The organism is Sphingobacterium sp. MAE, from assembly GCF_056711605.1.
In genome coordinates, this window is record NZ_CM160044.1 from 966,687 (window position 1) to 991,253 (window position 24,567).

17 protein-coding genes are annotated in these 24,567 nt (G+C 34.5%); 8 read left to right on the top strand and 9 right to left on the bottom strand.

The genetic code is table 11. The features are described 5' to 3' along the window. Positions 1-286 precede the first annotated feature (286 nt). The 4 genes from AC06G9_RS04150 to AC06G9_RS04165 form a co-directional block, all read right to left on the bottom strand. On the bottom strand, positions 287-1,660 hold the full coding sequence (locus tag AC06G9_RS04150) for a nucleoside permease (RefSeq protein WP_045752803.1): 1,374 nt from the start codon (positions 1,658-1,660) through the stop codon (positions 287-289). Between the two features lie 44 nt (positions 1,661-1,704). After that, entirely contained in the window at positions 1,705-2,328 is a 624-nt protein-coding gene (locus AC06G9_RS04155; RefSeq protein ID WP_045752804.1) for a bifunctional nuclease family protein, read from the bottom strand. Positions 2,329-2,520: 192 nt separating this feature from the next. After that, positions 2,521-3,495 (bottom strand): electron transfer flavoprotein subunit alpha/FixB family protein, encoded by a 975-nt coding sequence (locus tag AC06G9_RS04160; protein WP_480957557.1) that lies wholly within the window; start codon positions 3,493-3,495, stop codon positions 2,521-2,523. Positions 3,496-3,516: 21 nt separating this feature from the next. Continuing rightward, positions 3,517-4,254 carry an electron transfer flavoprotein subunit beta/FixA family protein gene (locus AC06G9_RS04165; RefSeq protein WP_480957558.1) on the bottom strand — a complete coding sequence of 246 codons (738 nt, stop codon included), beginning with the start codon at positions 4,252-4,254 and terminating at the stop codon, positions 3,517-3,519. A 328-nt stretch (positions 4,255-4,582) separates the two neighbouring features. On the opposite strand from AC06G9_RS04165, the gene AC06G9_RS04170 reads away from it, so the two are divergent. Further along, positions 4,583-4,918, top strand: a complete 336-nt coding sequence (locus tag AC06G9_RS04170; RefSeq protein WP_248754678.1) for a tetratricopeptide repeat protein — start codon at positions 4,583-4,585, stop codon at positions 4,916-4,918. An 85-nt stretch (positions 4,919-5,003) separates the two neighbouring features. Then, the gene (locus AC06G9_RS04175) at positions 5,004-5,423 is read left to right on the top strand and encodes a copper resistance protein NlpE (RefSeq protein ID WP_094773027.1); all 420 of its coding nucleotides are present in this window, start codon (positions 5,004-5,006) and stop codon (positions 5,421-5,423) included. Between the two features lie 48 nt (positions 5,424-5,471). Here AC06G9_RS04175 and AC06G9_RS04180 read toward each other — a convergent pair whose 3' ends face one another. From AC06G9_RS04180 to mgrA, 5 genes are all read right to left on the bottom strand, one after another. Next, positions 5,472-6,599: a cysteine desulfurase family protein gene (locus AC06G9_RS04180; protein WP_094773026.1), complete on the bottom strand. Its 1,128-nt coding sequence runs from the start codon at positions 6,597-6,599 to the stop codon at positions 5,472-5,474. 49 nt (positions 6,600-6,648) lie between these two features. Then, positions 6,649-8,277: an apolipoprotein N-acyltransferase gene (lnt, locus tag AC06G9_RS04185; protein WP_480957559.1), complete on the bottom strand. Its 1,629-nt coding sequence runs from the start codon at positions 8,275-8,277 to the stop codon at positions 6,649-6,651. 2 nt (positions 8,278-8,279) lie between these two features. Then, on the bottom strand, positions 8,280-8,975 hold the full coding sequence (locus tag AC06G9_RS04190; protein ID WP_480957560.1) for a PH domain-containing protein: 696 nt from the start codon (positions 8,973-8,975) through the stop codon (positions 8,280-8,282). A gap of 34 nt (positions 8,976-9,009) precedes the next feature. Continuing rightward, a complete protein-coding gene (gene rsmI / locus AC06G9_RS04195; RefSeq protein WP_248754674.1) occupies positions 9,010-9,675 on the bottom strand; it encodes a 16S rRNA (cytidine(1402)-2'-O)-methyltransferase in 666 nt (221 codons plus the stop codon). Between the two features lie 139 nt (positions 9,676-9,814). Further along, positions 9,815-10,807 carry an L-glyceraldehyde 3-phosphate reductase gene (gene mgrA / locus AC06G9_RS04200; RefSeq protein ID WP_480957561.1) on the bottom strand — a complete coding sequence of 331 codons (993 nt, stop codon included), beginning with the start codon at positions 10,805-10,807 and terminating at the stop codon, positions 9,815-9,817. Positions 10,808-11,104: 297 nt separating this feature from the next. Here mgrA and serS point away from each other — a divergent pair, with 297 nt between their 5' ends. The 6 genes from serS to AC06G9_RS04230 all read left to right on the top strand — a co-directional run bounded on the left by serS (position 11,105) and on the right by AC06G9_RS04230 (position 24,421). Next, the gene (gene serS / locus AC06G9_RS04205) at positions 11,105-12,376 is read left to right on the top strand and encodes a serine--tRNA ligase (RefSeq protein ID WP_045752814.1); all 1,272 of its coding nucleotides are present in this window, start codon (positions 11,105-11,107) and stop codon (positions 12,374-12,376) included. 566 nt (positions 12,377-12,942) lie between these two features. After that, positions 12,943-16,152: a SusC/RagA family TonB-linked outer membrane protein gene (locus AC06G9_RS04210; protein ID WP_480957562.1), complete on the top strand. Its 3,210-nt coding sequence runs from the start codon at positions 12,943-12,945 to the stop codon at positions 16,150-16,152. A gap of 11 nt (positions 16,153-16,163) precedes the next feature. Further along, on the top strand, positions 16,164-17,738 hold the full coding sequence (locus AC06G9_RS04215) for a SusD/RagB family nutrient-binding outer membrane lipoprotein (RefSeq protein WP_480957563.1): 1,575 nt from the start codon (positions 16,164-16,166) through the stop codon (positions 17,736-17,738). A 425-nt stretch (positions 17,739-18,163) separates the two neighbouring features. After that, the gene (locus AC06G9_RS04220) at positions 18,164-18,391 is read left to right on the top strand and encodes a hypothetical protein (RefSeq protein WP_480957564.1); all 228 of its coding nucleotides are present in this window, start codon (positions 18,164-18,166) and stop codon (positions 18,389-18,391) included. A gap of 1,594 nt (positions 18,392-19,985) precedes the next feature. Next, a complete protein-coding gene (locus AC06G9_RS04225) occupies positions 19,986-23,045 on the top strand; it encodes a SusC/RagA family TonB-linked outer membrane protein (RefSeq protein WP_480957565.1) in 3,060 nt (1,019 codons plus the stop codon). Positions 23,046-23,056: 11 nt separating this feature from the next. After that, positions 23,057-24,421: a SusD/RagB family nutrient-binding outer membrane lipoprotein gene (locus AC06G9_RS04230; RefSeq protein ID WP_480957566.1), complete on the top strand. Its 1,365-nt coding sequence runs from the start codon at positions 23,057-23,059 to the stop codon at positions 24,419-24,421. The last annotated feature ends 146 nt before the right edge of the window (positions 24,422-24,567 follow it).

Below are 24,567 nucleotides of genomic sequence, written 5' to 3' on the forward strand. Positions count from 1 at the left end.
TAATATAGCAGCTTTATATTTGTACCAGAGTAATTTTTGATTCATATAGTAAAAGGTTAATGTGGGATCTGTTGCGAAACACGTCTAAAATTTAGTTTGTTTTTTAAAAAGATATGGGCTGTCCAAATTTTGGATAGCCCATTTTCTTTTGTTAATTGTAATTGGATACAATCTATTTATAGATATGTTATCTTTTTGTGATATATGCTTTTATAGCCAAATTGTATATTTTTCACTGAAAAGAATTGATCGATCCCCGCCGAATCTGCATTTAATGCTTTTCTTCTTATTTAGCACCTAATGGTAGGTTTTTGTCGTGCTTATGTTTGAATAAAATAGCAAATAAAATGGCTAATATCAATGTATAAATAGAGAATGCGAGCCAGATATGATGCCAGTCTTTGAGGATAAGCTGTGTATTGAATAATCCATTTTCACTGATAGACAATCCCCTTTCTTTAACAAACGAAACCAACGTGTTATTGTTGACATCGGTATCTAAAAAGGACGCTAACTGTCCCATGCTATTAAAGGATATGGAATAATATTTGTCAATAATCCATCCCGACACTAAGCTACCGAATACTGCACCAAATCCATTTGTCATCATCATAAAAAGACCCTGTGCGGAGCTTCTTATTTGTGGGCTGGTAGATGTCTCAACAAATAATGAGCCTGAGATATTGAAAAAGTCAAATGCCATACCGTATACAATACAAGATAAGACGATCATCCATAATCCAGAAGATGGATCTCCATAGGCAAATAATCCAAAACGTAAAACCCATGCGAACATCGATATCAACATTACTTTTTTTATGCCAAATCGTTTTAAGAAAAATGGAATGGCTAAGATAAATAGGGTTTCTGATATTTGGGAAATCGACATAATGATTGTCGAATATTTGATCACAAATGAATCGGTGTATTTAGGGAAAAATTTAAATTCATCTAAAAATACATCGCCATATGCGTTTGTCAATTGGAGGGCAGCTCCTAAAAACATAGAAAATATAAAGAACAAAGCCATTTTATAGTTTCCAAATAATTTAAAAGCTTCTAAGCCAAGTGTTCTTGCCAAGGAAGAATTTTCATCTTTCACATTTTTTGGAGGACATTTTGGTATTGAAAATGAAAATAGACCTAATGCCAATGCAAAAATTCCTGCGATATAAAATTGCATTTCTGATGCTTTGCTTCCTGTCAAATTTACAAGCCACATCGCTGCAATAAATCCGATAGTTCCAAAAACACGAATCGGAGGGAAGGCTTTTACTAAATCATATTTTCCTTGGGTAAGTACGGTATATGCTATAGAATTTGATAATGCTAGGGTAGGCATATAAAAACACATGGCTAAAAGCATAGCATAAAAAAAGGTTGTCGGGTCATTTATTTGTGGTAGGTAAAACATGACCGCGGCATACAATAGATGGAGCACTAAGTATAATTTTTCAGCATTGACCCACCGATCTGCGATAATCCCCATTAAAGTTGGCATAAACAAAGATGCAAAACCCATCGTTGCAAAGATGGCTCCAAATTGAGTTCCGTCCCATTGCTTGGTACCAAACCAGTAATTTGCTATTGTAATTAACCATGCTCCCCACACAAAAAACTGGAGGAAGTTCATAATGGTCAACCTTAATTTAATAGACATAAGTAATGTATAGTTGAGTTTGTTTTTTGTCGAGGATTCGATTATTATTTTCTGCGTGAGATTTCATCACGAATTAATGCCGCTTGCTCATAGTTTTCATCATGGAGAGATTGTTCGAGAACGGTTTTTAATTGTTCATCTGTAAGACTTGAGAAAGGATTTTGGATTTGCGGCTTGGTCGTTTCTTCTTTTACATCATCAGGGATAACCTCTGATGATACGGCATTTTCTAAGTTTTCAAGAAAGGCAAATTCGTTACCTTCGATAACGATGCCAGCAGAAGATAAAATGAAGTCGTAGGCATAAATAGGTGCTCCGAAGCGTACTGCTAATGCGACGGCGTCAGAAGTACGAGCATCTATTTCTACTGTTTTTTGACCGTCTGAACAAATAATCTTAGAATAAAAGATGCCTTCTATTAAATTATATATCAGTACTTCTTCTAAATTAATTTGGAAAGCTTTTGCAAAATTCTGAAATAAATCATGGGTTAGTGGACGACTGGGAACCATCTTTTCTATTCTTATCGCAATAGCTTGTGCTTCATGACTTCCAATGATAATAGGAAGACGGCGATTACCTCCAGATTCACCTAGAACTAGTGCATATGCTCCAGATTGTGTCTGACTGTAGGATAAACCAACGATGTCTAACTTGATTTTCTTCATTATGATACCTTTACGGTTTACAAACTTAGATAAATTTGCTTAGAATAGCAATATGATACTGGTGATATAAAGGTAAATTTGTCGTTCTCTCTCAGTCATAGGACGTTTTTAACTAAAAAAGATGTGCATAATGAATAACAAAAAAACTCCATTCACATTTTTATTGAGAATGGAGTTTCTGAATCAGTAATTTCACAATCCTTTATAAGCTTTTAACGCTGCAATTAATTTAGGAATAACATCAAATGCATCTCCAACGATGCCATAATCTGCCACCTTGAAAAATGGAGCTTCTGGATCTTTGTTGATAACGACAATCGTTTTGGATGAGCTTACACCTGCTAAATGCTGGATAGCACCAGAAATTCCGATGGCAATATATAAATTAGGGCTTACTGCAATTCCTGTTTGTCCTACGTGTTCGGAATGAGGTCTCCATCCCGCATCAGAAACTGGTTTTGAACAGGCAGTAGCAGCTCCCAGCACATCAGCTAATTCTTCGATCATAGCCCAGTTTTCAGGTCCTTTGAGACCACGACCTGCTGATACTACAATGTCAGCTTCAGGTAGTGAGATTTTATCTGTCGCTCTAATGATATCTTTGACAATTGTGCTAAAATCTCCTGCATCTATACTTGGTGAATAATTTTCAATTGTTGCAGAAGTTTCGGATTCTTTCAGTTCAAACGAATTAGGATTCAGTGCAATGACTTTAATTGGTGATGTAAGTTCAACAAGAGCAAAAGCTTTTCCTGAAAATGCACCAGTTTTTACTTGTAAGTAGTTTCCAACTGGTTGAGGTAATTCAATAGCACCATCTGCTAAGGCTGCGTTCAACTTTGCAGCAACTCTTGGAGCTAGGCCTTTACCTGAAAAAGAATTGGATAAAATAATGATGGATGCATCATTGGATTTGGCTGCATCAACGATAATTGCAGCATAGGCTTGATTGACAAACGATTTTAATTGTTCTGTATTGACATTTAAAATTTTGTTGGCACCATATTTCCCTAGAAGATGTAGCTGATCATCATCTACATTTCCAATTGATAGTGCAATGACTGGACTGCCAGATTGGTCAGCGACAGCTTTGGCATAAGAAAGTGCTTCAAAAGCTGATTTTTTAAATTGACCGTCTGTATTTTCTACATATACTAATGTTGACATGTTTTTCCGTTTTAATGATGGTTAAATAACTTTTGCTTTCTCGTGCAAAAGAGCAACTAATTTTTCCACATCGCTAGCATCAACTAAAGTCACTGCGCCACGTGGTTCTGGATTCTCGTACTTAACTATACGTGACAATTGAGCAACTTCGATTGGTTCAATGACATCTAATGGTTTTGTTCGTGCAGTCATAATACCTCTCATATTTGGTATTTTAGTTTCAGCAACACCTTCTGCTGTACCGATGACGGCAGGTAAATTTAGTGTTAATACTTCTTTTCCACCTTCGATCTCACGTTCTACACTAGCAGCGTTACCATCAATATCTAATTTTTTACTGATCGAAACAGATGGGATATTCAATATAGAACCTATAAAAGCGCCTACTTGTGTTCCGTTATAATCAATAGATTCTCTACCCGTTAGTATGAGATCAAAGTTATTTTCTTTGGCATAGTTAGCAATCTGATTTGCTACAAACCAAGCATCTCTAGGTAAAGCATTAACTCGAACTGCATTATCAGCGCCGGTTGCTAAAGCTTTACGGATAGTTGCATCTGTGCTTGCATCTCCTACGGTGATCACAGTTACAGTGCCTTTGCCACCTTCGGCTAAATCTATTGCTTTTGATAAGGCAATCTCATCATATGGATTCACAATATATTGTACACCAGCAGTATTAAAAGCGGTGTTGTCATTCGTGAATGTAATTTTTGAAGTAGTGTCTGGGACATTACTTATACACACTAATATTTTCATAATTTATAACCGTTTTATACAAACCTACTATAATTTAAGTTAAATGTAAAGATAATTTGGGATAGTAACATACTCCAGCATAGGAATTGTTGAATTTCATTTTTCTTAAATAAAAAGCCCAATATAGTTCAAGTGTTATATGTTTTGTAAAATATTGATGTATTTTTTATGTTAACTGTAATTTTATTAGGAGTTTTTTGAGAATTTGATTTGCGAAAGATTCGTCAATTATTTGTCATTTTTATATGCTAGCATAGTAAATTGTTTTCTGGACTCGTTTTTTAGCTTGTTCTATTATTTGTAGCTTTACCGATATAATTAAAAATAGATGATGTCTGAACGTTTAGAACAATTGAAGGAATTTTTGAAGGACTCTCCACAAGATCCGTTTTTGAAATATGCAATGGCAACCGAATATTTAAAATTAGGTAAGCAAAAGGAGGCACTTGAAGGTTATATGGATTTAATAACCAATCATGCCGACTATGTGGGGACATACTATCACTTAGGTAAACTATATGAGAAAATGAATAGACCCGATGACGCACGCACCATCTATAAAAATGGTATGATCATTACCCAACAGAAACGTAATATGCATGCTTTAAATGAACTGCGAGGAGCTTTGAGTTTACTTGATGGAGATGATGAAGATGAATATTAACATTATTTTAACATTGTAAATTTCATTTTTGGTATTCATTTTGCCTATATGTTTTTGGAGATTTCGAGAGTGAGTTTTATAGAAGATGAAAAGGCTATTTATTATATTATGTTGTATCTTATTGGTTTTTACTGCATGCGATAACCAACGTAAGGGAGCGGAAGCAGTGAAAGATAAGAAAGACCACCCAAATATTACTTTACATGATTTGAGTGGTTCGTACACTGGTATTATGCCTTGTGCTGATTGTGATGGAATAGAAACTGTATTAAAATTGAATCAAAATTTTTCCTATAGGTACACTTCTAAGTATCTGAATAAAAGTGATGAGGTATTTGTTAAGGATGGTAAATGGAAGTTTGAAAATGATATTATTACCTTAGAAGGTGTAGATTATAAATTCAAGTTGGGAGAAAAAACAAAACTTTGGCAATTGGATTTATCAGGTAATGATATTGTTGGAGAGTTGGCAGAAAATTATAAGTTAGAGAAAATGCAAGAGTAATTATAAATAAAATCACATTAATAAAAAAAGACCTATTAAGGTCTTTTTTTATTTGCAGATATCTTTTAAATGATTTACTACGAAATCAATTTCTTCTTTTGTATTGTGACGACAGAATGAAAAGCGAACGGATGGTCGATTACCATCTGCTCTTATAGCTCCAAGGACATGTGAGCCAATATCTGTACCAGAACTACATGCACTTCCTCCTGAGCAAGAAATGCCTGCAATATCCAAATTGAAAAGTAACATATCTGCCATTTCAGTACATGGAAATGATACGTTTAGTACGGTGTAAAGGGACTTATTGGGTTCTATTATGCCGTTAAATCTTATATCAGGAATCGCAGTTTTTAATTGTTCAATCATATAGGATTTTAAGCCTTGTATATAAGTTGCATGTTCTTCCATGTGCTCATAACTTAGTTCAAGTGCTTTTGCTAGTCCAGCGATACCATATACATTTTCAGTTCCACCACGCATATTGCGTTCCTGTGCACCTCCGTAGATCATGGGTTTGATTTTTGTATTGGCATTGATGTACAGAAAACCCACTCCTTTGGGGCCATGAAATTTGTGTCCTGCTCCAGTAATGAAATCAATTTTTAATTTACTCAAATCATGTGGATAATGTCCCATGGTCTGAACCGTATCGGAATGGAATATCGCATTATATTTTTGGCAAATTTCAGCTATTTTTTCAATATCATTCAAATTGCCCAATTCATTATTGCCATGCATAATGGATACGAATGTTCTCGGATTGTTGGATAGTAAATCCTCTAATTGATGGAGATCGATATTACCATGAGCATCTACATGCAATAAATCAAGATGAACTTTTCCTGTTTTTTGCATTTCTTCTAGCGTATGCAATACAGCATGATGTTCAATAGGAGTTGTGATTGCATGTGTGATTCCAAAATCTACTATGGAACGTACAATTGCCATATTGTCGGCTTCGGTACCACCAGAAGTAAAGAAAATCTCAGATGGAGAAGTATGTAAGATTTGCGCAATTGACTTACGCGCCTTTTCAACAATTGTTTTTACTTGTCTGCCATGCGAATGAATGGAAGAAGGATTCCCAAAATTATTTTCCATGGTGTCTATCATGACACGAATGACTTCTGGATCTAGCGCTGTAGTTGCAGCATTATCAAAATATACTTGCATAATGGACAAAATTAAGTAAAAGTAAGTTTACTTATCTGTGCGAATTGGATTATTTAATAAAATTGCTTGTTTTTGATTTTTTGAAAAATGTTAAAGAAGCAAGTAAAGCGGTAAAAATACCGATATAGGCTAGAATATCACCATTTTTTGTATAGATGGTTAGTTCTTCACTCAGATTAATTTCTTGGGTTAGGGCTGCGGGCTGCCACCATTGTGTTTGCTGAATAATATCGCCTTTTTGGTTTATAAACCCTGAAATACCCGTATTGGCAGCACGAGCTACCCATCTGCGATTTTCGATTGCTCTTAATTTAGCATATTCTAAATGCTGATCTTTACCTGAAGTATTTCCCCACCAGCCATCATTGGTAATAATGGCAATAAACTGTGCCCCTTGTTGAATATATTCTGCTACATAATTACCCCATATTGACTCGTAACAAATAACTGGAGCTGCGCCTATACCACTTTGAGAATAGAATACTGAAGGTTTGTCCTGCTTTCCATATCCTCCTGTGGTTCCTCCAAAAGCACTAAATAGTGGCTTTAAGAAATTGATAGCACTGCCAAATGGCATCTGCTCTACTCCAGGAACCAATTTTGATTTATGATAAAACTGTAGTTTTGATGAAACATCAACTAAGGTTGCTGCATTAAAATTGTCTTTGTATAGGTTTGGCGCTATTTCTCTTGCGGTACTTGTTCTCTGATCATTATACAATTGATAGCTCTCAATTCCTGTTAATACGTTACCATTCTTATAATCATTTAAAAAATTGATAAGTGAATCAAATGTGCTGGTATTTCTAAAATCTTCTTCATCGAAATCACCTCTTTGGGATAAAGCTGTCTCTGGCCAGATAAAAAACTCCGTATTCGGTTTTGCAACTGATTTTGAAAGCCGCATCAATGTATTTAATTGGTCTTCAGAGCTGATAGATCCAAATTTTCCAAATGGGTCAATATTGGGTTGAACGGTTACAATTTGAGAAGGATTTAAGTGTTCCTCAAATGTTAAATAACGAATGATAGAATAAGTTGATGGTAAGAGTAAAGTTAGTGCCAACGTGATTTTAATGTATCGCGGTTTACTCAGTGTATTGATTTGCTTTTTGTTTAAATAAAGTAAGAAAACCAAGATATTGCTTAACCAGATCCAAATGGTTCCACCATAAACACCCGTGACTTCATACCATTGAATAAGTTGATGAAAATTGGCAAATCCATTGCCCAAGGTCATCCATGGAAATGCTAAGTCCCATGTTTGGTGTAAATATTCATAAGATATCCAAAAAGCCATTAGTCCAAACAGAGAAATACCAATAGCTGTTTTTTTTCTCATCTGATAATATAAGCGAAAGGTCAGAGCCATCAATAGTGATCCCAAGAGGAAAGGGATCAATGAAATAAAGATAGCAATATACCAAGGCATCACGGCAGATATTGAATTATACACCCAATAGATGGATGCTGTATTCCAAACAACAGCTGTTAATCCTGCCGTTAAAAATATTTTTCTTCCTTTCTTCGTAAAATGTTTATTCCGAATGATATTTTCAACTGCAATTAAAAGTGGTAGGAAAGCTATTAGTAAAATGGGACTACTATAGGGAACGGGTGGCCATCCTAACCATAATAAAAAGGCACTTAAAAGTGCCAGTAAGTATTGATTTCTCACGATTAAATTTGAGATAAAATTTCGTTTTTCTTATTTTCGTATTCTGCCTGTGTAATCAATTGTTTGTCAAATAAGCTTTTCAATTTTCTTAGTTTAAGCGTCATTTCATCATCTTCTTCCGCTACTTTAGGAGCTGATTCCTCAACGATGGGTGTGATCATAATTTCTTTGACTTCTTCTATTTTAGGTGAAGCTAGATCATTGCTACTAACGACCTCTTCTTCAACAGGTGTATGTATTTCAAATGATGGTGCTGCTTGTTTTGGAACTGTTACTATAAATTTTTCTTTTTCCAGTTCAAGTTCCTTTATTTTTGACGATTCTAATGCGCCCTTAATTAATTGATATAATTTTCTTGCTTGCACTTTTGGAATATAATCAATACTCAAGTTTTCACCTGTTGTAGGGATTACGGTGACTTTGGAACCAAAGATCTCTTCTTTAAAAGCAATGTCTTTGATGTCTTTCCAACTGAATATTTCAAAATCAGTAGCTAAACCCAGTTTGGTGAATTCGCACATGAAAATACGTTTATTACTGATCGTGATACTATCAGGAAGAATCGTTACTGCAGGTTTTTTCTGTATTGCGATATAATCAATTCGCTCTCCGTCGGTCATCATATCTTGTAATTTGATGACTAACTTTTCAACGATTTTGATATCTTGGCCGTCAATGGCAAAAAGTTCAAAGTTCATATTAAATATATTTTAAAAATAAACGAAGGCGAAACTATTCTAAACCTCCCACACAAAATACAAATTCTCCCTTAATTGGATTGTTTTCAAAATGTAATTTTAAATCCGCAAGTGTTCCTCTGACATTTTCTTCGTATAATTTACTTAACTCTCTTGATATGGAAGCTTGTCTTTCGGGACCAAAAACTTGAATGAATTCGTCAATTGTTTTAAGTATGCGATGCGGTGATTCATAAAAAATCATTGTCCTTTTTTCTTCTGCTAAGAATTTCATACGTGTTTGACGTCCCTTTTTTACCGGAAGAAACCCCTCAAAGCAAAAGCGATCATTTGGTAATCCTGAATTGACCAAAGCTGGAACAAAGGCTGTTGCTCCAGGTAAACATTGTACTTCAAGCCCTTCTTTAATTGCTTCTCGAACCAATAAAAACCCGGGGTCTGATATAGCTGGAGTACCGGCGTCAGAAATCAAGGCAATATTTTGTCCTTCTTTTAAAAACTTAATGATTTCTGAAATCGCTTTATGTTCATTGTGTTGATGATGAGCAAATACTTTTTTTTCGATTCCAAAATGTTTTAAAAGTGGTGCGCTTGTGCGTGTATCTTCAGCGAGAATAAGATCTGCTTCTTTTAACACACGTATCGCGCGAAAAGTCATATCTTCTAAATTGCCGATTGGCGTTGGGACTAAATAAAGCATTTACAAAGGTAAGTTTTTTTTGATAATTGCAATCAAAGCTTTATATGACCACTCTCTCTGATACATACCTGTCATGTAATTGAAAAAACAGGTATCTATCAGCATGAATGGTCGAATATAAAAAATGATGCTATTAATACTATTTCGCTAAGATCTGATCGATAAGTAATAATTCTTCTGCTGAAAAATGCTGATTTTTTACTGCAGCAACTGCATCTTCAATCTGGGAAATTTTACTCGCTCCGATAAGCACAGATGTAACCTGTGGTTTGTTTAATAACCAAGATACAGCCATCTGTGCTAACTTTTGATTTCTTTGTATGGCGAGATCATTTAAAGCTTTTATTTTTTCAATTTTATCAGCTGTAATATCACTTTCATGCAATGATATACTGCCCGAAGCTGCTCGAGAATCTTGAGGGATGCCATGCAGGTATTTATCTGTTAGTAATCCTTGCGCTAGCGGTGAAAAAGGGATACAACCAACCGTTTCTTGTGCGAGTAAATCCAAGAGGCTTTCTTCTACCCAACGCTCGAACATGGAATATTTAGGCTGGTGAATCAGGCAGGGAGTGCCCATCTGTTTCAACAGATCTATAGCACGCTTGGCTTCAGGTGTTTTATAGTTTGATATACCAACATACAATGCCTTTCCTTGTTGAACCAACAGGTGTAATGTGGCCATTGTTTCTTCTAAAGGAGTTTCTGGGTCAGGTCTATGATGATAGAAAATATCCACGTAATCTAAATTCATCCTTTTTAAACTTTGATCTAAACTGGATACCATATATTTTTTAGATCCCCAATCTCCGTATGGACCATCCCACATGGTGTAGCCAGCTTTGGAAGAGATGATCATTTCATCGCGGTATCCTTTAAAGTCAGTTTTTAGTATTTTCCCGAAATTTTCTTCTGCAGAACCTGGAGGCGGACCATAATTATTTGCAAGGTCAAAGTGTGTGATGCCAGAATCAAATGCGGTCTGGATAAGTTTGCGGCTGTTTTCAAAATCATTGATATGACCAAAATTTTGCCATAATCCCAATGAGATCGCAGGTAATTTAATTCCAGAATGACCCGAACGACGGTATTCCATTTCTTGATATCGATTGTGATCTGGTGTATAGTGCATGGAGTTATTATGCTTTTAAAAGTTTACAAAGGCAATTTACAAGTTATCTTAAATATTTTAACATATGTGACTAAAAATGACTTGAATATTTACAGGATACTCACAAATGGTCTGCTTTTGTTTTATTTCTATTATATACTACTAGCTGACTAAAGGGGAGAGATTGCAAAGTGGATAGCTTGAATAGAGCTCCATAAAAAAGACTCAAACGAATAAAATTGTTGTATAAATGACACAATTAAAATTGTAAATAAAACAAATTTATCTAAGTTTGTTTCTTTAAAAATACACATAATTATGTTGCAATTGAATTATATCCGTGAAAACAGGGATAAAGTAATCGAAAGATTAGGTGTCAAAAATTTCAAGGAAATTGGATTAGTTGATGAAATCATCCATTTAGATGAACAACGTCGCAAAATTCAATCCGAGTCAGATGCCGTTTCAGCAGAAGCAAATTCATCCGCAAAGAAAATCGGAGAATTGATGCGTCAAGGTAAAAAGGAAGAAGCTGAAGCCGTAAAATCCCAGTCCTCAGGATATAAGGAACAGGTTAAACACCTGACTGATGAATTAGCTATTGTGGAACAAGATCTAAATGCAAAAATAGTTCAACTTCCCAATCTACCTCATACATCAGTTCCTGTAGGTGTTTCAGCTGACGATAATGAAGTTGTTTTAGAGCATGGAACTATTCCTACACTAGCTGATGATGCTGTTTCTCATTGGGATTTATTAACAAAATATGGGATTGTAGATTTAGAGCTTGGTGTTAAGGTAACAGGAGCAGGTTTTCCTGTATATAAAGGTAAAGGAGCTCGATTGCAGCGAGCTTTGATCAACTTCTTTTTAGATGAAGCTGCAAAAGTAGGTTATGAAGAAGTACAGGTGCCAATTATGGTTAATGAGGCGTCTGCATTTGCTACAGGTCAGTTACCTGATAAAGAGGGCCAGATGTATCATGTAACTCATGATGATCTTTACTTAATTCCTACTGCGGAAGTACCTGTTACGAATATCTATCGGGATGTGATTGTGAAAGAAGAGCAATTTCCGATTAGACACTGTGCATATACACCATGTTTCCGTCGTGAAGCAGGTTCCTATGGTGCGCATGTGCGCGGATTGAATCGTTTACACCAATTTGATAAGGTCGAGACGGTGCAGATTGTGCACCCTGATCAATCGTATACTGCATTGGAAGAAATGAGTACTTACGTGCAAAGTTTATTACAAAAATTGGAATTACCTTATCGTGTGCTGCGATTATGTGGTGGTGATATGAGTTTTACTGCTGCGTTGACTTACGATCTAGAAGTATTTAGTGCGGCTCAAAAACGTTGGTTAGAAGTGTCATCAGTTTCAAATTTCGAAACTTATCAATCTAACCGTCTGAAAGTAAGATTTAAAAACCAAGAGGGTAAAATGCAATTGGCGCATACATTAAATGGATCTGCATTAGCTTTACCACGTATAGTAGCTTCTTTGTTGGAGAATAATCAAACAGATAAGGGTATAAAAATACCTAAGGTATTGGTTCCCTATACAGGATTTGAATATATTGATTAATATTATTGATAAAAATTAGGATAAGGTTGTAAATTTTTTTACAACCTTTTTTTGTTTAGTAAAATTCTCTTTTACTGTTAAAATTTTGTTAATATAGTGTTATGCCGTATAAAATTCTGTTTTAATTCGGATTTAGGAAAATATAATTTCCTTTCAAGCTCTTTGCGTTTTTTATAATATACATTACTCTTATTTACATTTGTGATGTAAAAAAAACTTTTTTGTTAAAATACTTGTAATAGCAACTTTGTCTATATATATTTGCTACCCGCTTTACAGATGTAATGTCTATAAAGATCATACTACCACGTTATTTATCGTAAATTTTAAAAAGAAAATTTACAGATTCTTTTAAGATCAGCATAGTGAACTTATTGTTATCACTATTTGTTGGATCTACAATTTGTTAAATCTGTTTGCAAATGAAAAGCTATCCGTCAAGGTGAAGGAGGTTTTGATTTGTGTTTTTTGAATTGTTTAGACAATTAAAGTTTAGACATTTTAAATGCACATCTTATTTTATGGACATAAACATATTACATAAATTAATTAACAAACTAAATAACATGAAACAAACATTACTTAGTTTTCTCGTTGGGGGGATGATTCTATCATCAGTAGCATTCGCTCAAGAGAAGAAGATTAGTGGACGTGTTACATCAACAACTGGCCAAGCGGTACCAGGAGTTACTGTTGTTGTGCAAGGAACTAATCAAGCTACCCAAACTGATGCAAATGGTAACTATTCTTTGAATGTGCCTGCAGGTAAAGTAGTTGTATTTCGTTCAATTGGTTTTGGCGAAAAAACAATCTTAGTGAACAACAATACTTCAGTTTTTAATATCTCATTGGAAGATAATGCTAATGCGATAGAGGAAGTTGTTGTTACAGGAATGGGCCAAACGCGTCAGAAAAGATCTTTAAGTTATGCTACGCAAGAGCTTAAGGGAAGTAAATTGACAGAAGCTGCAAATAGTAATTTAGCAACGGCATTGCAGGGTAAAGTATCAGGTGTACAAGTAACTCCTTCTTCAGGTATGCCGGGGGCGTCTGCTAATATCACGATCCGTGGCGCACGCTCATTTACAGGAAATAACTCTCCTTTATATGTAGTTGATGGTTTGCCTATCTCTTCTACTTCCGATGTTTCAACAGGTAATGGTGTGACAGGGTCAGATTACTCTTCAAGAGGATTGGATATCGATCCTAATGATATTGAAAGTATCAACATTTTGAAAGGGCAAGCTGCATCAGCTTTATACGGTATGCGTGCTTCTAACGGTGTCATCTTGATTACAACGAAAAGTGGTAAAGGGAAGCAAGGTAAACCACAGATTTCTTATAACTCTAACGTGTCATTTGATAAAGTTTCAGTTTTACCAGACTTCCAGAAAACTTATGCACAGGGTGTAAATGGTAAGTATGGAGAAAAAAGTGGTAATTTATCTTCTATGTCCTGGGGACCAAAAATTCCTGATTTAGCATTAGACCCTATATATGGAGGTAATACTGACAATGCTTACACTAAGCAATATGGTAAGCAGGTAGGTAAGTATTATGTGCAACAGCGTGCTAATGCAGGGTTAGATCCTTGGGCCACTCCACAAGCTTATAATAATGCTAAAGATTTCTTTAACGTAGGTAATACGTTTAATAATTCATTCAATATTGTACAAGGTTTTGATAAAGGAAGTTATGCTTTATCTTTAGGATCGACTAATGCAGATGGTATCGTACCATCTACCGGTATGGATCGCTACACTGCAAAATTATCTGGTGAAGCTAAATTGTCAGAAAAATGGACAACTGGTTTTACAGGTAATTATGTAAATTCAAGGATTACAAAACAAACTGGTGCGAATAATGGTATCATGGCGACTGTATATGGTGCACCAGCCTCTTATGATTTAGCGTGTATTCCATCATATTATTTGGATAACCCAACAAAACAAAATACTTATCGAGGAACAACTGGTTTTGATGGTCCTTATTGGGCTACTGAAAACAATAAATTTTCTGAAGATACACAGCGTTTCTTTGGTAATGGATTTGGTCAGTATGCGACAGATTTAGGTAACAATCAAAAATTAACATTGAAATACCAGGCAGGGGTTGACTCGTACACTTCAAACTATACTGATTTATGGGGATATGGTCATGCTAATGGTAAAGGAGAGGTAGAAAACTACCACTTTTCTGTAACCGAATGGAATTCATTAGGTACTGCTGCTTACAATTGGAAAATCAATGATGATTTGGTATTGGATGCGATGGTTGGTAATGAAATTGTTAACCGTGTCCGTAGAAGAGATTATGCTTTTGGTCAGAATTTCAACTTTCCTGGATGGGATAATATTAACAATGCAGCTACAGTCACTGCAGAGCAAACATTACGCCATACACGTACTTTCGGAACATTCGGTAGCTTAGCCCTAGCCTATAAAAACATGTTGTTTTTAAATGCAACAGGTCGTAACGATATCGTTTCTTCGATGCCTCGTAACAACCGTTCATTCTTTTACCCATCCGTTTCAGCAGGTTTTGTATTTACTGAATTGGAAAGTCTGAAAAGTTCAGTCTTAACGATGGGTAAGATTAGAGCTTCATTTGCTGAAGTAGGGCAGGCAGGTGACTATTATGAAAGTTATTATGATAAACCTACATATGGTGGTGGATTTTCTTCAGGTACTCCAATTTTATACCCTGTGAATGGCGTTACTTCATATACAACTTATCCAGTTGTCTACGATCCAGCCTTGAAGCCACAGAATACGCAAGCATATGAACTTGGTACAGATTTGACTTTCTGGAATGGTTTGATCAATATGAACTATACTTTCTCTCGTCAAAACGTGAAAGATCAAATATTTGAAGTGCCATTGGCAGCTTCTACAGGTTATTCAAGTTTAGTGACGAATGGTGGTAAAATTCATACCAATGTACATGAATTAACATTAGCTGTTGCTCCATATCGCTCAGGTGATTTTAAATGGGATTTTGCATTCAACTTTACTAAAATTGATAATTACGTAGATGATTTAAAAGAAGGTGTGAACAGTATTTTCATGGGAGGATTTGTTGAGCCACAAGTACGTGCTGGTATCGGTTACAAATTCCCAGTGATCTATGGAGTGTCTTACTTAAGAAATGATGCAGGACAGATTGTTGTTGATGAAAATGGTTTACCACAAGCTGGTGAAGAAAAGGTAATTGGAAATGTATCTCCAGACTTTAATTTAGGCTTCAATACCAATTTCGAGTACAAAAAAGTTCGCTTATCTGCGGTGTTGGATTGGAAACAAGGTGGGCAAATGTATCACGGTACATCAGGTCTTTTGAATGTGTATGGAGTGTCACAGCAATCAGCTGATTTAAGAAATGGTGATGGTTTTCTATTTGAATTACCGGCTGTGAAAGCTAATGGTGAAGTGAATGATATCATGATTGATGCGCTCCCTACTTTTGACAATGAAGGAGTAGTAAATAATACTTCAACTTACGATTATTTTAACCGTTTGAGTAATATTTCTGAAGCATCTGTTCGCGGAACTTCATTTGTGAAATTGCGTGAAGTTGCAATCGGTTATCCTGTATATCAAAATTCGAAAATCAAAGTAGATGTGAATGCATTTGCACGTAACATCATTCTTTGGTCTGAGCTTAAAGGTTTTGATCCAGAGGTTTCTCAAGGAAATACGAATATGTCAGGTGCATTTGAGCGTTTCTCTTTACCGGGAACATCAAGTTATGGTCTAGGTGTAAACATTAAATTCTAAAAATTAGGACAATGAAATTAAAATTAAATATAGTAGGATTATTAGCAATGGGTGTTTTAGCCACTCCTATGATCTTTACTTCTTGTTCAGAGGATGCAATGGACAGCGTTAATAATAATGTTAATAATCCGAGTGATGTTCAGGCTAAATTTATTTTAACTGACGTTATTACACGTACTGCTTTTTCAAATGTAGGTGGCGATTTCAATACGTATTTGTCGACATATGTAGAACATGAGGTGGGAACAGATAATCAATTATGGAATGCAGAACATCGTGAAAACGAACCAGAAAGATCATCTACTTTCAATAACACATGGGGAACCGTTTATACGACCTTGAAAGATGCGCGTATTGTGATCGAAAAATGTTCTGAAGGCGGACCGCAGTCAGGAAACTATGCTACATTAGGTATGGGACAAGTAATGGCAGCGTATAACTTAGCTTTGCTGACTGATTTATTTGGAGATGCTCCTTATTCAGAAGGATTCAAACCTTTAGAAATCCGTAATCCAAAATTGGATAAACAAGAAGAATTGTACAAACAAGTGAATGCTTATTTGGATGCCGCTATAGAAAATCTTCCAAAAGGTGATACACACGGATCGGGTTCTGTTGGAGGTCAAGACTTTTTATTTGGCGGTAATACTGGTAAATGGTTGAAATTTGCACACGGTTTAAAAGCCCGTTATGCAATGCGTTTATTAAAAGTGACGTCAGACAAAACTGCGGCTTTAAATGCTATTATTGCTCATGTAGATAAATCTTTTGCTAATGCAAGCGAGGAAGCTAAATTTGCTCAGTATAATGCATCAAATTTAAACCCATTATTTGATTTTCAATGGTCAAGAGATGGTCTAGCTGCGAGTAAAAGTATTGGTGACAAAATGTTAGATCGACATGATCCACGTTTAAAACGTAATTTTATGAATGCGGACTGGGAGCAGGTTAATGATATTTCACTTTCAAGTGATTCATATAAACTATTAGCACCAAACGGGTTAAATACACAGATTAAATATTATTATTTGACTTCGACATTTGTTTATTCTCAAACTGCACCTACTCAATTGTTGAGTTATCATGAATTATTGTTTTTGAAAGCAGAGGCGATGCAACGTTTAGGTCAAGGTAAAGCTGCAATTGAGCCTATCTTGAAGAATGCAGTTACTGCTGCAATTAAAAATTCAGAAAATTCTGTAAACTCCGCATTTGTCGCACCTACTGTTAATGCTAATGGAAAAATTGTTGAAACTTCTGCAGATTTAACAGATGCTGACATTTCAGATTATTTTGTTAATAATGTTAAACCATTATTTGTTGCTAATCCATTAAAAGAAATTGCTAACCAAAAATATTTAGCATTCTTTGGAGCATCTGGTGAGTCTACTGAAATGTATAACGATATCCGTCGTTGGAAAGCTAATGGTGAAGAGTTGATTGAGTTGAAAAACCCTGGCAAATTTCCATTACGTTTACCTTACGGTAATGACGATACAACAACAAACCCCTATGTTCAGGCTGCATATGGTAATGGACAATATGTCTATACTGAAAATGTATGGTGGGCTGGCGGTACTAGATAGTATCAAAACTTAAGGTTTATTATATAGATGGCAATCTCTTTTGAGATTGCCATTTTTGTTTTTGAATGTCAATACGGATTAATAGAATCTTAAGCTTTCAAATAAACAAATATCAAGATTTTATTTCAAAAATATTTAACTTAACAATATTATTTCGTATTCAGAAATGTTGCTGTTTAAAAATAATATTATGAGATATACCAACAAATTAAAAAATCTTATATTCACAACAGTAGCCATTTTTTTATTGGGAAGTTATCTTTCTCGCAACAAAAAACCTGTTCGATCATAGAGGTACAGTAGTTCCTTGGGATTGTTCAGTCTTATTACAAGCATCTGGCTTTGTGGATAGCTTTCGAGAAAAATATCCAAATCCTGTTAAGTATCCCGGTTTTACTTATCCATCGTTTAATAAGGATGTCGGTATGGGAAAACTTGCATGGGTACCATTGGCTGATGATCGAGATCGTATTGATTACGTTTATTATAGGACGAACATACCATTTCATGTTTCTGAAGTCAACATAGTTAGACCTTCTGAAACGGTCAAATATGGTAAAAAACAAAATCCTGATAGTCAGGATAAATTCTTATTACCTGTAGATGTATGGCCTACAGACCATAAAGCTTTGTTAGTCACGTTTAAGTTTTAAGAAGCTTCATTTCTTGCCTGTTTATACATCTGGTCGGCCTTTTATATGAAAAGAGGTTAACTTTCTGTATACAACCTACCTTTGTGTAGGATAGTTAGCGTGCTATCTTCTTGTTGTATTTGTCCGTTCGATTTCACATATAAGAGCAATACTCTAACTACTTTTTGGCTTTGAGAAATGCCTTTTTATTAAAATGGTGCCACTTATTTATTATTTGTGATTCGTATCTAGTTGGCAGTACGTATCTAGGTTACCAATATGACCTATTTTAAGGAAAAACGAACTGCATGTGTTCATGAAGTGTTTGCTTTTTTAAAATCATTGATCAATGACTTCCTAATTTATATCTACAAACTTGAAACAATGGATCACATTGTTTTGAATTTGCGATTATCATTTGTCAATTAGAGACGATTTCTTGCTAAGGTGCTATTACATTTTAGATCTGTGATAACCGTTTCTAAGAGGAGGATCACTTGTTTTTAAATAGGAGCTTGTTATGGGTAAAAATATGATATAATTTTTAAAAGTTTGGTTGGTAAGCTTAGATGAAGTTATTACACCTTTTCAAGTTGTGGTCTCTCTAAGCTAGAAAGTAATCCTACAAATGGACCTTTTATCATTTAACGATTGATTAAGAGCTTTAAAGGCTGTTTTCTAAGTTTTGTTTATTTGCTTTTTAGCACTCAATGAAATGGTTGCGTTGCTAACTTTGTTTGTGCTCTTATTTTTTTAGCTATTAACCTAGTTAAGTTTGGATTTTCCAATTACAATCTTGATTAAGCAGGAAAGTGCGGTATAAAGTTAGTTATTTACCATTTGAAAAGTTTGGTAAATAGGGGCTTGTGAGTATTTGAAATTATTTTATTAGCCTAAGATAGATCAAAATAAAGTAATATCATTTATTAATTCTATGGCAGTGTAGTTCAGTGTAATAATTCTTACTAATTGATAAATACTTTGGGTATTTCCTTTATTTTAGATGTTGTATTGATGTGTCCAATATTTTATTTCTTTATTTATATTAATTTTATTGTTTTTTAATAAATTTATTTTGCCTAACTTAATTTTTGTTACATTCTTACTCTAATTTAAATCATTGTCTATCAGTGTTTTGATTTTGGATTTGTTGATTTTGTATGCTGGCATAACATTTTGAAATAATAAATTGAAAAAATAATATATATTTGATTTAACATTTTTTTAACAAATGATACTAGCTAATTCTTACATAATAAGAAACCTTGTTAAAACTGAAATACAAATGATTACATGTTTTTAAAATGCATATTTTAATCAATTTTTACTATTCTAAAGATAATTGATTAGATCTATGTGTTTTAATATTGGTGTTTTTTATCTAATAAATATATTTTGTATAATGAAATTATTTAAAAATATTCGGTTTTAAGCCATGTAGCTATAAATGTAATTTGTTTTAATAATTATATTTAGGAGTCTATAATAATTATAAATATCATAGACACCTTTTTTGAGCTATTGTAAAATGTGTATATGAGATCCATTTACGATAATTTTTGAAAAGAAAATTACTTAACCAAAGTCATTTAAATACTTAAATAAACATAAACATATGAAACACAAATTACTCAGTTTATTCTTGGGTAGTATGATTCTTACCTCCGTTGCATTTGCACAAGAGAAAAAAGTCAGTGGTCGTGTAACAGGTGCAGATGGCAAGCCATTAGCAGGAGTAACGATTGCTGTTCAAGGATCAAACGTAGCAACCCAAACAGATGCGAATGGAAATTATTCGTTTTCTGTACCAACAGGAAAAGTTATCGTTTTTCGATCGGTAGGTTTTGCCGATAAAACCTTAATCGTTAGAGAAGGACAATCTGCTTTTAATATCACATTAGATAATTCGGATAATACACTGAATGAGGTAGTTGTTACAGCTTTGGGGATTTCAAAAAGTTCTCGTAGTATTGGCTATTCAACTTCTAAAGTTAGTGGTGAGGATTTAGTTAAATCTGGTGAGGCTAATATTATTCAAGGATTGGCAGCTAAAGCTGCTGGTGTACAAATTACATCATCAAGTGGAACCCCCGGAGCTTCCTCTAAAATTGTTCTTCGTGGTGCGGCGACTTTTTCTGGAGATAATCAACCTTTAATAGTAATTGATGGTGTTCCAATTGATAATAGTGTAAATTTTATTAGAGCTGGGGATGATCCGTACAATCAAAACTTAGCAGGAGTTCAATTAGGTAACCGTGCATTGGATATAAATCCAGATGATATCGAAACTGTAACTATTCTGAAAGGCCCTGCCGCCGCTGCATTGTATGGCCAAGCTGCGGGTAATGGGGCAGTTATTTATACCACAAAAAAGGGAAAGCTAGGAAGCGGGTTGGGAATTACTTACTCATCAGGGTTTGATCTTCAGCAAGTCAATAAACTTCCTAAATTTCAAAATGTTTACGGCCAGGGTGAAAATGGCGAGTATAAGTCGACATCTGCTGATAGTTGGGGTGAAAATATTGCAAAAGCAGGTAAAACAGCATATAACAATGTAGAAGATTTCTTTCAAAATGGAAATCAATTTGATAATAATTTAGCAATTTCTTCAGGTGGAGAAAAAACTTCATTTCGATTTTCAGTAGGTAGTGTAAATAATAAGGGGATTATTCCGAATACAAATTTCAATAGGTATTCAACCAGATTAGGAACTGAATCGAAATTGAACGATCAAATTACCGTAGGTGGAAATTTTAGCTATACAAATTCAAATACGCGAGCTGCTCAAAATGGTAGTAATACTGCTGGAGCAATGTTGAGTTTGTTTAGAACTCCTGCTGATTTTAATTTAGCCGATTATAAAAATGCTGACGGTAGTCAGAAGAAGTATTTTTCAAATTATGATAACCCTTATTGGTCTACTGAGAATAATCCTTACAAAGAGGAAAATAGTAGATTTTTAGGGAATGCTTATACAGATGTAAAGTTAAGTGATATCTTTTCGGTGACATGGAAGACTGGTTTGGATACTTATTCAACTGAAGGCACACAAATTTATGCAATTGGATCAAATGGTGACGATAATGCAACTAGACTTGGTGAGATAAAAAGAACTAATGTAAATTTTAAAAATATTTATACTGATTTATTATTGAAGTTAAACACTAAGATTAATGATGACTTTTCTGTAAACGCTTTACTTGGGGGTAACTTTAATTATAAGCAATATCGTGCAAATTTTGCAAGAGGCCGTAATTTAAGTATGCCTAATTATTACAACTTTGCTTCAGCAAGTGAGTTGTATGCAAGTAATACAGAAGAATATACAAATTCAAAAGCAGTATTTTTAGATGCTACATTTGACTATCGAAGTGTTTTATTTTTAACTTTAACAGGGAGAAACGAATGGTCTACTACTTTCGGACGTAATGCAAAAGGATTTTTCTATCCTAAAGCAGATATTTCTTATGTTTTTTCAGATTTATTCAAAGAATCAAAAATCGTAAATTTTGGAAAAGTTAGACTAGCATACTCTAACGTTGGTATATCACCAACAGCTTATTCAGATAGAGCATATTATACTGTTCCAACTGTTGCTGACGGCATGACTGGATTTTCATTTCCTTACTTAGGCCAAACAGGTTTTGCTATTAGTAGTGTAGCGGTCTCTCCATCCTTAGGTCCTGAAAGAAATGAAGGTTATGAAGCTGGTTTGGAAATGAAATTTTTACAAAATAGATTGGGATTTGATTTTACCTATTATCAACAGAAATCTTCTGATTTATTAATTTCGCAACCTATTGATCCTACTTCGGGATATGAAAACTATTATAATAATATAGGAGAGATTAAAAATACTGGTTATGAATTAGCTTTAAATGGGCATGTTTATAAATCAGATAATTTTAATTGGCACGCTACCTTAAATTGGTCAAAAAATAATAATGAGGTAACAGAATTGGCTGAAGGTGTTGATAAATTGTCAATTGGTTCTGCATTTTCCGCTCCTCAATCATATGCAATAGTTGGAGAGCCTTTTGGTGTACTTTATGCACAGAAGTTTCAAAGAAATGCACAAGGTAAAATTTTGATTGATGAAACTAGTGGATTACCAATTTATGAAGATGAAATTGATAATGTGGGAAGTACCATTCCAAAATGGTTGATGAATATTAATAACGAATTTTCATACAAAAACTTGTCATTCTCATTCCTATGGGATTTTAGAAAAGGTGGGAAAATATGGGGAGGAACTCAAGCCGGATTATATAACAGAGGTAAGGCAGAGGAAACTGCAGATCGAGAAAGAGAATATATTATTGATGGTGTATATGGTCCTGGAGCAAAAGAAGGTGAACAAAATAGCACAAAAATTTCTGCATTAAGATATTTTAAAAATTACTTAGGAAATAGTGCTTCGGAAATTGCAATGCAAGATGGATCATGGGCGCGTTTAAGATCTATTGATGTATCTTATCGTTTCAATAAGGTTTCAAAAGCGATTCAGTTTATTCAAGTAGGGGTGAATTTGAGAAATCCGATTTTGATTACGAAGTACAAAGGTATTGACCCTGAAACAAGTTTAACTGGTTCAAATCAGAATTTTGCAGGATATGATTTCTTCAATAATCCTGGAACTAAATCTTATTCAATTAATTTTCGTGTAGGCTTTTAAGAAATATTATAATGAAAAATAAATTTAAATTAATATATGCTATTTGTTTTACTGCTATGATTGGTTGTAGAACTGGCGATGATCTTTATTTAAGTCCCAATGATCCCGCAGATGCGTCTCTTGCAACAATGTTAACTGCTTTGGAAGTAAATACTTTTCAAAATGTTGAAGGTGACTTAGCAAGAATTGGTAGTATAATGGTGCAACATACTGCTGGGTCAGCGGCTCAATATGCAGATTATCAAAATTATAGAATAACTCCAGGAGACTGGGATAATGTCTGGGTTGGCTTGTATGCAGGAACAATGAATAATGCTAAATTATTGATGAATAAAGCTGGTGCTGAAAATCCATATTATGCAGGTATTGCGAAAGTTATTATGGCAATCAATATTAGTGTCGCTACTGATCTTTGGGGCGATGTTCCGTATTCTGAAGCATTTAAAATTGATGAAGGTATTAGAGCCCCAAAATTAGATACACAGGAGGATATATATAAAAGTATAGATGGACTTCTTGAAGCGGCTATTACAGATTTTCAAACTGCAAAAGAAAAAAATATTTTCTTACCTGGTTCTGATGATTTGATGGCGCAAGGTAATATGGCAAAATGGACTAAAGTTGCCTACACTTTAAGAGCTAGATATCTAAATAGAACATCTTCAAAAGTTCAAGGAACAGAGGCTAAGGTATTAGAGTATTTATCTAAAGGTATTGCTTCAAATAGTGATAATTTAGAAGCTGTTCATAGCGCTGTTGGTGGATCTCAAAATCAATGGGGATCATTTCAAAATCAACGATTTGGTTATATGGTAGGAAATAAGGTTTTTGTAGATCGTTTGAACGGTAAAACAGATCCACGGCTGAAATATTTTCTTTCACCTAATACTAAAGGTGTTTATATAGGAGGTGATATTACAAAAGAGACTGTTGAGTCCGATGCTGCAGTAGTTGGTCCGTTTTTTGCAGTTGATAAGAATTATCCTATTGTAACATATTATGAAGCGAAATTTATTGAAGCTGAAGTAAAACAAAAACAGGGTACTAATGCTTCATCAATATTAAATGATGCAATAAAAGCAAATGTGGACTATGTTACTGGGGGGAAAGAATCTGCAACGACTATTGCAAATTATACTACTGCAACAAAGGCTGATATTATGACAGAAAAATGGGTGGCAATGTTTTGTCAAGGAATCGAATCATTTAATGATTTTAGAAGGACGGGCATTCCAATGTTAGCTCCTCGACCTAAAACTGCTGGAGCGGAATTGGATTATATTCCTAAAAGATATCCATTTTCTTTGACAACAACACTCTACAATCCTAATGCTAAAAACATTCCTATGAATGTTGCGGTGTGGTGGGGTATGTAATGTTGAAGTAGATTAGTCAGAAATGACAGATACTTTAAAGCAAAGCAGTGGGTAACTATCTGCTTTGTTTTATTTTATAGCAAATTCTGATTTCATGTATGAGTTTTCATTTATCTTTGGGTCATTTCTAATAAAATTTTTAAAAC